12 protein-coding genes are annotated in these 12,901 nt (G+C 60.8%); 1 reads left to right on the top strand and 11 read right to left on the bottom strand.

The features are described from left to right. Positions 1 to 509 precede the first annotated feature (509 nt). The 4 genes from QO034_RS21105 to QO034_RS21090 form a co-directional block, all read right to left on the bottom strand. Complete coding sequence (locus QO034_RS21105) at positions 510 to 872, bottom strand: hypothetical protein (protein WP_284487499.1); 363 nt, start codon at positions 870 to 872, stop codon at positions 510 to 512. Positions 873 to 1,054: 182 nt separating this feature from the next. Next, the gene (locus QO034_RS21100; protein ID WP_284487498.1) at positions 1,055 to 1,357 is read right to left on the bottom strand and encodes a type II toxin-antitoxin system RelE/ParE family toxin; all 303 of its coding nucleotides are present in this window, start codon (positions 1,355 to 1,357) and stop codon (positions 1,055 to 1,057) included. Beyond that, on the bottom strand, positions 1,347 to 1,598 hold the full coding sequence (locus QO034_RS21095; protein WP_284487497.1) for a type II toxin-antitoxin system ParD family antitoxin: 252 nt from the start codon (positions 1,596 to 1,598) through the stop codon (positions 1,347 to 1,349). Before QO034_RS21095 ends, QO034_RS21100 begins: the two co-directional genes overlap by 11 nt. 50 nt (positions 1,599 to 1,648) lie before the next feature. Further along, positions 1,649 to 1,786: a hypothetical protein gene (locus tag QO034_RS21090; protein WP_284487496.1), complete on the bottom strand. Its 138-nt coding sequence runs from the start codon at positions 1,784 to 1,786 to the stop codon at positions 1,649 to 1,651. A 514-nt stretch (positions 1,787 to 2,300) separates the two neighbouring features. Here QO034_RS21090 and QO034_RS21085 point away from each other — a divergent pair. Further along, positions 2,301 to 2,864, top strand: coding sequence for a hypothetical protein (locus QO034_RS21085; protein ID WP_284487495.1), 564 nt, complete (start codon positions 2,301 to 2,303; stop codon positions 2,862 to 2,864). A 284-nt stretch (positions 2,865 to 3,148) separates the two neighbouring features. Here QO034_RS21085 and QO034_RS21080 read toward each other — a convergent pair whose 3' ends face one another. The 7 genes from QO034_RS21080 to QO034_RS21050 form a co-directional block, all read right to left on the bottom strand. After that, positions 3,149 to 3,928 carry a methyltransferase domain-containing protein gene (locus QO034_RS21080; RefSeq protein ID WP_284487494.1) on the bottom strand — a complete coding sequence of 260 codons (780 nt, stop codon included), beginning with the start codon at positions 3,926 to 3,928 and terminating at the stop codon, positions 3,149 to 3,151. A gap of 283 nt (positions 3,929 to 4,211) precedes the next feature. After that, entirely contained in the window at positions 4,212 to 5,087 is an 876-nt protein-coding gene (locus tag QO034_RS21075; protein ID WP_284487493.1) for an IS110 family RNA-guided transposase, read from the bottom strand. A gap of 135 nt (positions 5,088 to 5,222) precedes the next feature. Beyond that, entirely contained in the window at positions 5,223 to 6,587 is a 1,365-nt protein-coding gene (locus QO034_RS21070; protein ID WP_284487492.1) for a serine hydrolase domain-containing protein, read from the bottom strand. Between the two features lie 181 nt (positions 6,588 to 6,768). After that, complete coding sequence (locus QO034_RS21065) at positions 6,769 to 8,442, bottom strand: amidohydrolase family protein (RefSeq protein WP_284487491.1); 1,674 nt, start codon at positions 8,440 to 8,442, stop codon at positions 6,769 to 6,771. Between the two features lie 197 nt (positions 8,443 to 8,639). Continuing rightward, positions 8,640 to 9,941 carry a dipeptidase gene (locus tag QO034_RS21060; RefSeq protein ID WP_284487490.1) on the bottom strand — a complete coding sequence of 434 codons (1,302 nt, stop codon included), beginning with the start codon at positions 9,939 to 9,941 and terminating at the stop codon, positions 8,640 to 8,642. A gap of 13 nt (positions 9,942 to 9,954) precedes the next feature. After that, positions 9,955 to 11,316, bottom strand: a complete 1,362-nt coding sequence (locus tag QO034_RS21055) for a metal-dependent hydrolase family protein (protein ID WP_284487489.1) — start codon at positions 11,314 to 11,316, stop codon at positions 9,955 to 9,957. 79 nt (positions 11,317 to 11,395) lie between these two features. Further along, entirely contained in the window at positions 11,396 to 12,724 is a 1,329-nt protein-coding gene (locus QO034_RS21050) for a serine hydrolase domain-containing protein (RefSeq protein WP_284487488.1), read from the bottom strand. Between the last annotated feature and the right edge of the window lie 177 nt (positions 12,725 to 12,901).

Below are 12,901 nucleotides of genomic sequence, written 5' to 3'. Positions count from 1 at the left end.
ATCCCATGTCGATCACTCCTTCTCTCCCCGACCGATTCCGTCGGGGCAGCGTGTTCACATGGGTCAATTCTCAGTGGAAAATTATGGGGCTACCGGGTCACTTCTCAGCGGAAATCAACAGCCTGCGCTCTCGGCAGGGATGGGTGGTGCCTACGGGTTTGGCAGAGCGCTTGGCGGCAGCCAGCAGGCCTACAACCGGTATCTTATTGGCAGAGCAAGTGGGGCAGAGTATGCAGCACTCCGCGCCCGGCAGTTCTTTGGCGTGCAGACGATGCCTCACAGGCCAGGTATCAATCAGAACACACCAGTTTCTCCCGGATCCGGCCCTCCCGGTACAGGCGCAAAGATGATGGCTCAGTTGGCCCGTCTGAGCAGGCTGGGCCGACGGTAGCGCTGACAAGAAGAAGCAAGTCTATCGGGAACAGGCTCTCTGGTGGCCCAAACCCTTTCCGTAGGTAGCGATTGCGGCAAGCTAAAGAACGGGTCTGGATTGGTAGCGTCGTGCCGCATCAGGGAACGAGGATCAATCCAAACTCTCGGTCGAAGCACAGCCTGCGGCCATCGCCGAATTCGTTGTGATGCCTGAAAAGCCCCGGCCAGATGTTGAACAGCCGGACGTCCGCGCCGTGTTTCCCGACGCGCGTCGTGACCAGGACGAACGCCTCGGAGTTTTCGCTCAAAACGTAAATGCAACGGTACCTTGGCTTCTGATCAGTCGTGAAGCCGACCAGGTCATAAGCACATTGGAACCCGATCCCTTTGGCGGTCCAATCTTTTACGCCGTCGATCGTGATGAGAGACAGGATCTTGCCTTTGTGGGACAAAAGGTCATGGCCGACAGGAGTCATCTCGTCACCCTCGCGCTGATACATTGCGATCAATATATCATACTGCCCGTCGTGACAATTCGATGTCGGTGTCCTGTCTTTGCCAGATCATGGCATGGCGTCCGGAAAATCCTGCCATGCCACAGGTTGGCAAATGTTGGCGTCCCGAGGTCCGTTCGATCATGTCGCGAGTTCTCTTCTCTCGGCTAACCGGAATGCCCCTGCCGTCACCGATCCCTCAAATGTCGCGGCACATCCATGGACTGATGCAGGACCCGGATCACGAAGATCGTGGCGCCATCGACCTCATAGAACGCAAGATGGCGGCCTGTGATCAGCCGCCTGCATCCCGGCAAGAGATCCGAACAGTCCGTTCCGATCCGCGGATTCTCGAGCAATCCGTTCAGGGAATGTTCGATGTCGTCGAGATATCTGTCCGCCTGGTCGGGTCCCCATTTATGGGATGTCTCCGCCCAGATTTCGATGAGATCGGTTCTGGCCGCTTCACTGAGCCGGATCTCACGCGTCATTGGCGCCAGACCTAGCCCGCGCCTCGCGTTTGATCGTGGCCATGTCCAGCGATCCCGCATCGCCGGAGTCCTTGCCCTCCATCAGGGCGACGCGCAGCCGGGCACGCTGTCCCTCCTGCTCTTCCATGAGCCGCAGCGAGGCACGGATCAGCTCGCTGGTCGACCCGTACCGACCCTCCTTCAGCATCAGGGCGATGAATTGGTCCCAATGCGGGCCGAGTGTCACGCTGGTGCTTGCCATGCTTACCTCCGAAATACGCACAAAGACGATATATGCGTATCTTTCAAGATTCAACCTTGCGCATGCGACGGTGCCACCGAAAGGTCGCTCTCCATCCTGTCCAGGTCGCCAAGCGCCTCCTCGACCCATTCGACATCCCGCTCGGTCGGGTCATCGAGTTTGAGCGCCTCCAGACGCCCGAAATCCATCTCCATCTGCCGCCGATTGTCAGCGATGACAGTGGCTTGTATTGGCGGCAGATGTTATTTGCGACAGAATCGAACGGCATCAGCGTCGGTGCTGATGCTTGGAACTTCGTTCCTGTATCTCCCTTTTCGATCAAGAAATGTGCTGGCAAGCTTCCCGTGGGATGTGCTGGTGACGGTTAGCGCTTTGCAGCGGTGTTGTTGCCGACATAATAGCTTGTCACTTGACAATTTAAGAGGGTGGAGTATCTAAGGCGCCAAGGAAGAAGCACACGTCAAAGGAAATCGAGGCTGTCATCCAGGAGCTCGAAGAGCTGGGATGGGACCTTGTTGAAGGCAAGGGGCACGCATGGGGGATCCTCCGATGCCCGGCCAACGATAAGGAATGCCGCTGTGGCGAGTTTTGTCAGATGTCAGTCTGGTCGACCCCGAAGAACCCGCAGCAGTTCGCGAAGAGGATCCGACAGAAGGCTCTGGCCTGCGTGAAGTTGCCGAAGAACGACGAAGGTTAAAGCCTATGGCTGAAGAATTCGAATTCGAACTGGTCTTTGCGCTCCCCGACGGGGAGCACGATGCGTTTGAGCTCTCTGATGCCGTCTTCGAAGCGGGTTTTGAAGATGCTCTCGTCGGCACCGGTCATGCCGGTTTGCTGGGTGTGGAACTGGAGATTGAGGGGGATGAGGCCGAGAGCGCGATCCTTGAAGCGGCGCGGGCGCTGATCAAGGCACTGCCCCCGGGCACTGTCCTGCGCGAGGTCCGTCCCGATCTCGTGACTCTCGCGGATGTTGCCGAGAAACTTGAGGTTAAGCGACAGGCGCTGCAGCAGCGCAAGATGCCCCTTCCCGTTGCGGGGGGCCTTTACCGCATAGACGAGATGATCGAGGTGCTGATGGAGGCCTCCAGGCCGGCGAAGGGGCAGCGTCGCCCTCGCTTCAATCTCGCTTCCGCCGCCAAGTGGTTTCGTGCGGGGCCTGCGGCCCGTAGGGTCAACGCTCAATTGACAATGCGTGAGATCGACCCGGCGACGATCGAGCGAGCGCCTCGACCCGAGCGCGACGAACCTGTTTCCCTTCACCCGTGAAAAAGGTCGCAGGATACGTCATTTGCAACCCAACGTTTGCCAATCACGCCGTGGCTACGAGATAGCCGCCATTGGTATCTTGCGCAGAGAAAGCGCGGAGAGAGCCAATTTTGCGCTGCACGCGCACGCAGCGGAATCTTTGCTTCGGCGCAGCAAACATTCATGCCGCATCGCAGCCGTGGATCCTGTCGTTCGTGCGCAATGCAGCGAATTTTTCAGAAGCAGTGGCTGTACAGCGGACGATTCGGCCCCTTGCTGCGGCTCTGCCTAGATCAGCTGTTCGATCAGGAAAGCTTGCTGACAAAGAAGCTGAATCGGCCAGACGAAAAGAAGTGCTCGCCTCGAGCATTCAGGGCCGCCTGTTCATCCGCCCACGCCTGAAGTTCGTCGTCTGGCACAGTCTTCCGCCCTTTCACATAGGCCATTATGAACGGCACCACCATTTCTCCGTAACAACCATCGTGGCGGTCCACATTCACGATAGAGAAATAGCTCACGTCGCGGACAGTCAGTCCAGCCTTTCTGAGACGCGCCGTCAGCGTTCTCGGCAATTTGCTGTCGGCGCAGTGGGGGGCGAATGCCTTCAGCACCTTCTCCATCCGATCGGGGCGCTCGCTGTGCCAGCAGACTCCCTCCCAATCGGTCGCGAGGATCAGGCCGCGCCCTCCCGGTTTGAGCACCCGGAAAACCTCTGATGAAAACGCCTCTATATCAGGGACATACTCGGCCACCTGTGTGCTGACAACGACGTCAAAAGAGTTGTCCTCAAACGGAAGCGCGGCCGCATCTGCACATTGATAGCTAAGCCACGCGCGCTGATTTCTTCGACTGGCGCGATCAACCATTTGTTGGGAGATGTCGATGCCGACGACCTTCCCGTCTGGACCTGTGTGATCGGCTATCGTGGCGGCGAGGAATCCCGGACCGCTTCCAATATCCAGAACGCGTTCTCCCGCTTGGACCGCAATCCTCTGAAGAGTGTCATTGCGTTGCGCAACGACGTCCGGCCCAAGATAAACCGCTTCCAGACGTTCTGCAGCTGCGTCGTCATATTCCATACCCATGGAATTGTTCCTCCGTCGCTGGCACGAAGGCTACCATCAATTCATGTGTTGAAGAAACAGCGTGACAATCACGAGGAAGCTGTGGCGCACAGTTTTCAGACATTCGCGCAAACCGCTGCGTCTCGGAGTTTGGGCTCGAACCAGCCTTGCGGCAACGCGGCGGCGGCGCCCCGGAGCCAATCTTCTTCACCGGTCATTCGCGACATCGCTTAGTATCGCGGGGTCACGCGATGTCGACGCCTGGGCCAGGAGGGGCGGATGGAGAAAGTCTCATGTCCAAAATTCAGCTCCCCGCCATCAAGCCGAAGCGACGCCCTTGGAACCGTGGCAGGCTCGTTGGCCGGAAACGGCCTCTGCTGCCGAAACAGGTCTGGGCGACCCGATCAGTTTCGCCGGATTGGTATCGTCGTGGCGTCAGGCCAAAGCAGGCACCCACCGACTTTGATGAACGAAATCGTTTCGGATCGTCGATAGCGGCTCGGAACGTCGTCGCGACCACGGCACCAACGCCGGGAATGGTCATGAGGCGACGGCAGGCGTCATCGTTGCGTGACTGATCCCGAACCAACTTGTCCAATTTGGTAAACTCCTCTGCCATCGCATCGCGGGCTGCCAGGAGTGGGGAGATTGCAGCCTCCAGAACCGGGTTGCCTGCGACCAGATCGCGAACCAGATCACAAAATCGGCCTCGCGCTCCTGTGGGAACCCTCAAGCCAAACCCTCGAAGAAGGCCTCGAACCGAATTGTCGAGTTCACGGACGCGACGACCCAAAGTATCGCGCGCCGACAGCATCAACCGCAGGTCCCGGGCAGCAGGGGTCTTCAAATGAACCGGTTGAAACCAACCCATTCGAAGCAACTCGGCGATCCCGCGGGCATCCCGACGATCCGTCTTGATCGGAACGGCAGACAAGGCCGCATGGACCCGTCGCGTTTCCATCAAAACGCTGTCCAGACCTCTCTGCTTCAGCCCATCCGCCAGAAAAGCTGACATGGGCCCAGCTTCGAGGCCAATCGCCTTAGAAAACGGATCAAGCGCTGTTGCGAGATCATCAGGATGGCTGCGCGCAGAAAATTCCTTTTCGACGCGGCCAGTGGCGTCAATCACGCAAATGGCTGTGTTTTCGACTGAAACATCAAGTCCAATATAGTAAGTCATGGTCATCTCCTCTGGACTGTAAATCACCACAACAATTGTGGCGACTCGGCCCGATGACCGCATCTCCGTTGCTCAAACCCCTAAATCTATCCGGTAGGCGCTGACGTCAGACAACCCACCCACATTGCGTCGGGGTTACTCTCCGCCCAGGTACTTCGCGGCCTGACGCAGGAAGCCCTGAGCCCGGTCTTCCCCGTAGGGCGGGATGTAGCCGTTGGTCGAAAAGTAGACGCCCACGAAATCCCGGGCCGGATCGACGTAGAGGCCCTGTCCGACATTGCCGTGCTTGTAGAGCGCCCCGTCCTCGAAGACCGCATCCCATTGCAGCGAGTTCGCTTTGGGCTCCTCTCCGAACTCGTCCGTCAGACCGGCGAACTTGGCACCGCGCCGGAAGGCTTCCGGGTTGCCTGCGGTCTGCATCCGCTCCAACACAGCGTCGGAAACGATGTCCTCATGTGCGGTGGCGGCCCAGCTGGGGGTGAAGAGCAAGCCGAACCGGCCGAAGTCCTCGAGCGTGGTGGAGATCAGCCCGTGGGTCACGGCGGTGCCGTCCGGCATCAGGTGGAACATGATGTCCTCGCGTGCGCCGACCTTGCCCCAGACTCGTTCCTGGAACAGGTCCGCCCAGGTCATGTTGTCGAGGTTCTCGGCCAGGAGCACGCTGACCTGCGTCACCGCAGAGGAGTAGCGGAAGACCTCGCCGGGCTCCTCGCCCTCGAGCTTTTCCGCGGTCTTCAGGATGTCGAGCCAGTTCTCCATTTCCCCGGTCAACGGGTTCGGGGAGCCGAATTCGGCCGCGAAGAAGCGTACGATGATCGAGGATGGGTCGATGATCGCATCGAGGGTTTCCTCGAGCGCCAACCCCGTCTCCATGTTGGCCGCATCAAGGACCGAGATGCCATCCCAGTTCGTGCCCGCAAGTTGCGGCACATAGTTGACCACGTCCTTGGACATGTCGAGCTTGCCCTCCTCCTCGAGCAGGGCAAGGATCAGCCCGACGGTCGCCTTGCCCGGCGACATCCAGGCGTGGCGGTCCATCTGGTTCATGCCCGGGTATTGTTCGTAGACGACCTTGCCCTTGTGGATCATCATCATGCCCTGCACCCGGTGGTTGGGATGCACGATATACTCCGACAGCGGCATCTCTCCCTCGGAGGTCGTCCAGCGCACATTCTCGCCGATGCTGTCGTCAATGGCGCGTTCCAGCGGGATGTAGTCGGAATGCGGCGCGGCATAGGCCGTGGGCAGCATCTCGCTGAGATTCTGCTGGTAATAGAGCGCGTGGTCCCCACCCATCTGGTAGTGGAAGTTCTCGAAGGCGGCCCGGGCGTCGCGGGAGAACTGGAGCGACCAGGGCTCCTTCGCAGCCTCGACAGGGAGCGTCGTCATGGCCCCCGGCACGGAGAGATACTTTTGCAGCGGGTTGTCCTGCGCGAGGGCCGGCAGGGCAAAGGCGCCAAGTATCAGGGCCGAAGCGACGGGCAATTTGATGACGTGCATTGGATCGGTTTCCTTCTATGGAACACCCTGAGGATGCATATCTGAGACTGTCCTGACCGGGGCACCGTAAAAGTAGACCCGGGAGGCACCTTCAAGCGATCGGTAGATCGAGTCGCGCTCTTTCATTCGAATAGGTAACGCGGTCCCGGTCAACCGGGACCGCCCGCTTCAGGTCGCGGTCCTAGTCACAGCAATTGATGATTCGCTTGTCGTACTGCGGCTGGGTGCCGGGAACGCCTCCGCCGAAGTCCTGCGGCACGTTGTAGAATTTCTGCGTCCAGGTGCTGACCTCCAGCGGCTCGAAGAGGCTCTCCTGCGGCTCGAACCGGATCGGCTGTCCCGGATTGACGTCCTTCAGCACTTCGGAGTCGTCCACCACCACGGTGCCGTTCACGATGACGAACGGAATCCCACTCGAGGGCAGCGTGCCCTGGGCATAGGTCGCATTGTCCGTCACCGTTTCGGGATTGAAGATGGTGATGTCGGCGACCATGCCTTCCTGCATCCGGCCGCGTTCCTGCATCGACTTCAGCCCCATCTCGCTGAACGGGCGGGCCGAGTTCCAGCTGGTCTGGGACACCGTCTGCATCAGCGGAATGCCATTCTCGCGGCCCATCCGCAGGGCTTTCGCGAAGCTGCCGGCCCCCCTCGGATGGCTGTTGGGCAGGTCCTCGAAAGGCGTGTCCCATGGAATGTCTCCGAGAACCGGCACGGTATCCGACGCAATCGCCACATCCGGCAGTTTCAGCCAGTCGACGATGGCTTCCGGCGGCATCTTGTAGACGAGGACAAGACGGGCAGGTTCCTTCGCGATCATCTCGGCACGGCTTTCCGCGGTATACCACTCTCCGGTCAGCACATCCTGGATCGTGTCTTCGTAGCGATAGCCGAGTTGGTCGACCCAGACCTCCGGTTCCAGAAAGACCGCGTTCAGCGCCGTCGAGCCCGCGGCGTAGGGGTAAAGTTCGCCCCAGACGTTCATCCCACGCCCGCGCATGCGGGTGAGAAGCTCATGGACCAGGTTGTAGCCGGGGTTGTTGAAGTGGCAGGCGATGGCGGGCGCGCCGAGGGCCGCGGCGTTCGCCAGCATCTCCTGAATGCCATTTGATTCCGTCGTGTCGGTTCCCGGCGTGTAACGGAAATGGAAGGCCGAGGGACGGCCATAGTTCCCCGCCGTCTTCTGAAGCTCGAACACCTCGCGCGCACTGGCACCGTCGCGCATGTAGCCCAGGGTCGAGCCCATTCCGATCGCACCGGCCGCGAGCCCCTCGTCGATGACGCGCAGAATGGCATTGCCCTGTTCGATGTCCGGCCTGGTCAGGGCCCAGCCGGTCTTTTCCGAACCGCGGTGGTTCAGCGCCTCGGGCGCATCGGGTGTGGTGATCCCGTCAAGGACAAGGGCCCGCGCAAATTCGTGCGAGGAGGAACAGCCGAAATTGATCTGGGTGGTCCCCTCCCGTTCAGCATACCAATCGGCGACCTTGGTGCCGAGCGTGCCCATCTCGAGATCCATCACCGTCGTCCGGCCATCCCGAAGCGCGAGCTTGTGGCCCATGGGCCGCACCCAGTGGAAATGTGTGTCGATGAAGCCCGGCGCCACAACGTGACCTGTGGCGTCGATCTGGCGGGCGCCTTCCAGCATATCGGCAGTGATTGCAACGATCCGGCCGTCTTTCACTCCCACATTTGCGACCTGATCGAACCCGGTCTCGGGGTCCATGACCCGACCGTTCAAGATCACCAGGTCGAAAGGGGCCGAGGCTTGAGCCATCGCCTTTCCGGCCATGCTTACAGCGGCGACAGTTGCGGTTGCTCCGACATTGAATTCGCGGCGGGAGATAGGGGTATCAGTCATTGGCTTGGTCTCCGGAAATTGAAACGTTGTCTGTATCTTGATCGTCAGTTTGAACCTGGCGCATTGATGGCGCGGAGGGCGGTGAAGACGGATGGTCCTGCGCGGTTGCAGGAGGGGCCGGCTTCACCGCCGCGTTTACGAGGCAGGTCGTCCGCGCCTTCGTCGAGCCGCGGGCAGACCTCGACTTTTCGGGCGCGTTACCGCCAGACCTCCCCGATCACACGGTACATGTTGCCGCCAAGGAACTTGCTGCAATCTTCGTCCGAGTAGCCGTGTTCGAGCATCTTATCGACCAGGGCTGCCGCGATCTGGTAGGGGGCCGGAGTCGGCACGCCCTTGGCCCCCATTTCTGCGCTGTACCCTCCGTCAGGGAAGACCGCCGCGCCCATGGGTGTCTGGATCAGCGACGCGGTGAAATTGATATTGGGGATGTAGTCGGAGCCAAACCCGACATAATCGATGCCCACGAGTTCGGCCATGTAATCGATGTGACGGAAGACAGCGTCGGCAGTGAGAATGTCCGGGTTGGACTTGTCGAGAAAGGCCCCAACCAAATTCAGGCTGCAGACGCCGCCACTCTCCGCAATGGCCTTGATCACCGCATCAGAGATGCTGCGCTGATAGTCTGCGATGGCCAAGGCACCCGAATGGGAAGAAATCACCGGCTGGCTGCTGCGCTCGATAGCGTCCAGCGAGGTTTGTTCGCCAGTGTGGCTGACGTCCACCAGCATGCCGTGGCGGTTGTAGGCATCGATCAGTTGCTTGCCATAGGCCGTCAGGCCGCCGTTGGCGGTCTCGAAGCAGCCGTCCCCAACGGAATTGCGTTGGTTGTAGGCCAGCAGGCAGTAGCCGTAGCCCAGTTGCCGCCACAGTCCGACCATGTCCACATCGTTCTCGAACAATGCGGTTCCCTGGTGGGTGAAGTAGATGCCGAGCTTGTCTTCCTTGATCGCGGCATCGATATCGCTGGCATTGCGGACGATCTTGTAGAGGTCAGGCCGCTCGCTGATCTTGTTCAGGTAGAAGATCAACGCGCCTGCGACACCGCGGATGGACGCGTCCAGTGAATCCGCCGAAGGGCAGACCGCCAGAACCTTGAAGCCGGCCGCCTTGCACCGCGCCATCTCATCTGCAAACTCCGGGGCTTCGGGGCTGGACCACTGGTCAGGCCAGATAGCAGAGAAAAGCGTGTCCATGGTCTTGGAGCTTTGCACGATCGCCTCCGCCTCGGAAGAGGCGGGATAGACATGAGAGCGCTGCGGAATGTCCGAGTAGTCCTTTATCTCGAACTCCGGCATGCTGACCGATGCATTCGTGGCCGGAATGTCGGCTGCTGAGGCCTTGCTGGGCCCAAGAACCATGGCCGCCGCTGCGGCCCCGCCCATGGCGGTAAAGGCCTCGATGAACTCGCGCCGGGTGGAGCCGGCCGGCGCCGCAAAGTCCACGACGTCCGGGATTGCGGCAGCTTCGGTTGGCGTCTTGGAGTCATTACGTCTCATTGGTCAGTTCTCCTCAATTCTCGAGCGTGTTCTTGTAGATGACGCCGTCCTTCATGATCACGACGAAGTTGGCCTCGGGATCGGCGATCAGGTTGATGTCTTCGAGCGGGTTGCCGTCCACCAGCAGGATGTCCGCCAGCGCGCCCTCTTCGATCACGCCGTTCTTGCCGGGATAGGGATCGCGGGGGCCGACCATCTTGAACATCTCGTAGTTCTGGCTGGTGGCCATGCGCAGCACCTCCCAGGGCTCGAACCAGCGGGTCAGTTTCGCCAGCTGTGCGCCCTGGCGGTCCTGCAGTTCCGGCCAGTTCTGCGTGTCGGTGCCGAAGCCGACCTTCAGGTCATATTGCTTGGCAAGCTCGTAGGCGGTGGGAACGGCATCCGTCAGCTGGAAGAACTTCTGCTGCTCGAACGAGCCATCCGGCATCGGGATCGCGTCCTCGTCGTTCAGGATCGGCTGCATGCAGATCCAGGCGTCCGCCTCCTCGACCATCTGCGCGGTCTCCTCGTCAATCATCAGACCGTGCTCGATACTTTTGACGCCGGCGGCCAGGGCGTGCTGCACCGCTTTTGCCGAGTAGGCGTGTACGGAGACATAGGTGTTCCAGTTCTCGGCCACCTCGACGATGGCGTGAAGCTCTTCCTGTGTGAACTGCGCCACGTCGAGCGGATCCGACGGCGAAGCCACGCCCCCGCCAGCCATGGCCTTCAGCTGCACGGCGCCCTTCATCAGGTTCTCGCGCGCCCGCTGCATGACCTGAGCCTTGCCGTCGGCGATGATCAGCATGCCGCGCTGCTCCTGAGCGGTCAGGTCGCGCGCGTAGTCCCGCGGAACCTCCAGCATCGAGCGGAAATCGGCGTGACCGGAGGTCTGCGAGATGTAGGAGCCGGAGGGATAGATGCGCGGACCCACATAGGTCCCGTTGTCGATCAGCTTTTTCAGGCCGAAGACCGGCCCGCCCATGTCTCGCAGGGTGGTGAAGCCGCGCATCAACACCTTCTCGGCGCCGACGGCCGCCTCGAGCGCAATGTAGTCGAGGTCTTGGGTCAGGAAGAGCGCGTTGGTCGTGTTGGCCTGCATCGTGTGCCAGTGGCAGTCCGTCAGGCCGGGCATCAGCGTGTCGCCGCCCGCGTCGATCACGGTGGCGCCTTCGGGCGCGGTGATCTCTGCCGCGATGCTGCTGATCGTGTTGCCCTCGATCAGCACGCTCATCGGACCGGACAGGTCAGGCGACGTGCCGTCGAAGATATGGGCGTTGGTGAAGAGGATCGGCGCCGTGCCCTCCTGCGCGGTCACGGCGCTGCTGGCGACGGCAAGGGCGAGCGCTGTGGCGGCTGCGCCCTTGAGGTAGCGGCGCTGATTGCTGGTTTTCATGATATTGATCTTCCTGTTGGTGTTGTTTGCCCCTCCTGAGGAGCTGGGGTGCTGCGCCGAGCCTGCGCATACTCTGGGTTCAGTCGAAGTGCAGCGCGATGGCCCGGGCCATCGCCTCGTTCCACTCGGAGCCGTCGCCCGTGGTGAACCAGACCGCGACCAGATCCTTGGACGGCGAGACATAAAGCCCCTGGCCGCCGACCCCGCCCTTGAACATGTCGCCATCCGGCAGGATCGCGTCCCACATATAGGCATTGGAGATCTCGCCGGCGGCGTCCGCGAATTTCGGCGACATCACCTTGCCCACGTAGCCATCGGGATAGGCGTCCGGGTTGCCCGAGGTCTGGATGCGCTTGAGGACCTCGTCGCTGACCACCTTGGAGCCGGTGACCGCCTCGGAGCTGGGGGTGAACATCGACCCGAAGCGCGCGAAGTCGCGCAGGGTGACGCTGGTCATGCCGAAGGCCAGTGCATAACCGTTGGGAGACATGATGAAGGTGCCGTCATGGTCGGCGCCGATCTTGCTCCAGACCCGGTCGGTGAAGATCTCGGCGAAGGGTCGGTCCTCGACAGCCTCCGCGATCCGGGCCAGCAGCCAGGTGTTGATCGAGTTGTACTCGAAGACCTCGCCGCCGGGTTTGTTCCGCTCCATTGCGCGCAGGACGGCAAAGGTGTCGTTCTCGCCCTGATTGGGGAAGATGCCGAGTGTTGCCGCCCAGCGATACCAGATCTGCTTGGGGTTCGTCCGGCTGTCGGGGTTCGGCTCGTCATGCTCCGTTCCGTTCAGGCCGGTCTGCATGTCAGCAACCTCGCGCAGCGTGACCGTGTCCCAGACCGAACCCTTCAGTTCCTCGACATAGTCGGTAACCGGCTTCGACAGGTCCACCTTTCCCTCTTCCTCCAGCAGCGCGAGGATCGTGGAACTGAAGACCTTGCTGGACGAGAAGGTGATATGGGCGGTGTCCGGCGTCATCGTCTTGTAGCGCTCGTAGACGATCTGGCCGTCCTTCATCACCAGCATCGCGTCGAGCGGCATTGCCTCGAAATGCTCCGAGACAGTGCGGGTCACGCCATCCATTCCGGAAAAGGAAATGTCGCCCAGCGACTCGTCGATGGCCGACTCCAGCACCGTCGGCATACCGGAGCGCGCGAAACGCGCGGTCGGATAAAACTGCGAAACGTGCTGCCAGGCGTAGTGCGTTTCCGGACTGGCGAACTGGAAGCTCACCGCGTTCTCCGGCTGGGCGAAGTATTCCTGGATGTCCTTGACCCGAGCCAGCGGGGTTTCCGAGGTCGGGGTCTGTTCCTGTGCCAGAACAGTCTGTGGCTGGGCGAGAACGCAGGTGGCCAAGATGGCGCAGGTCAGTGCAGTGCGATACATCCAGTATACTCCCAAGTCAGGTTTCATTGGCTGTTGTCCTTGGCATTGGTCGGCTCGGGACTCTTCCGCCTAGTCTTGCGCCCGACCGTCTCGGGGGAGTCTGGACATCACGCAGCCTCCCCGTTTCTGTCCGTCTGTGCGCAGTCTGGCGGAACTGTATTTGCTCCGCCTTGCTGCTACGCCCGAAGGACCGGACCAGGGATT

The sequence above is a fragment of the Sedimentitalea xiamensis genome (assembly GCF_030164465.1).
Lineage (GTDB): Bacteria > Pseudomonadota > Alphaproteobacteria > Rhodobacterales > Rhodobacteraceae > Sedimentitalea > Sedimentitalea xiamensis.
The sequence above is the reverse complement of the archived record's forward strand: the minus strand, read 5'-3'. Positions and strand labels throughout refer to the sequence as shown.

Excerpts from the sequence above, each read along its gene's own strand:
- QO034_RS21055 (WP_284487489.1), bottom strand. The coding sequence starts at position 11,316 with ATGAAAACCAGCAATCAGCGCCGCTACCTCAAGGGCGCAGCCGCCACA.
- QO034_RS21100 (WP_284487498.1), bottom strand. The coding sequence starts at position 1,357 with ATGACGCGTGAGATCCGGCTCAGTGAAGCGGCCAGAACCGATCTCATC.
- QO034_RS21105 (WP_284487499.1), bottom strand. The coding sequence starts at position 872 with ATGTATCAGCGCGAGGGTGACGAGATGACTCCTGTCGGCCATGACCTT.
- QO034_RS21085 (WP_284487495.1), top strand. The coding sequence starts at position 2,301 with ATGGCTGAAGAATTCGAATTCGAACTGGTCTTTGCGCTCCCCGACGGG.
- QO034_RS21060 (WP_284487490.1), bottom strand. The coding sequence starts at position 9,941 with ATGAGACGTAATGACTCCAAGACGCCAACCGAAGCTGCCGCAATCCCG.
- QO034_RS21050 (WP_284487488.1), bottom strand. The coding sequence starts at position 12,724 with ATGAAACCTGACTTGGGAGTATACTGGATGTATCGCACTGCACTGACC.
- QO034_RS21080 (WP_284487494.1), bottom strand. The coding sequence starts at position 3,928 with ATGGGTATGGAATATGACGACGCAGCTGCAGAACGTCTGGAAGCGGTT.
- QO034_RS21075 (WP_284487493.1), bottom strand. The coding sequence starts at position 5,087 with ATGACTTACTATATTGGACTTGATGTTTCAGTCGAAAACACAGCCATT.
- QO034_RS21065 (WP_284487491.1), bottom strand. The coding sequence starts at position 8,442 with ATGACTGATACCCCTATCTCCCGCCGCGAATTCAATGTCGGAGCAACC.
- QO034_RS21070 (WP_284487492.1), bottom strand. The coding sequence starts at position 6,587 with ATGCACGTCATCAAATTGCCCGTCGCTTCGGCCCTGATACTTGGCGCC.
- QO034_RS21095 (WP_284487497.1), bottom strand. The coding sequence starts at position 1,598 with ATGGCAAGCACCAGCGTGACACTCGGCCCGCATTGGGACCAATTCATC.
- QO034_RS21090 (WP_284487496.1), bottom strand. The coding sequence starts at position 1,786 with ATGGATTTCGGGCGTCTGGAGGCGCTCAAACTCGATGACCCGACCGAG.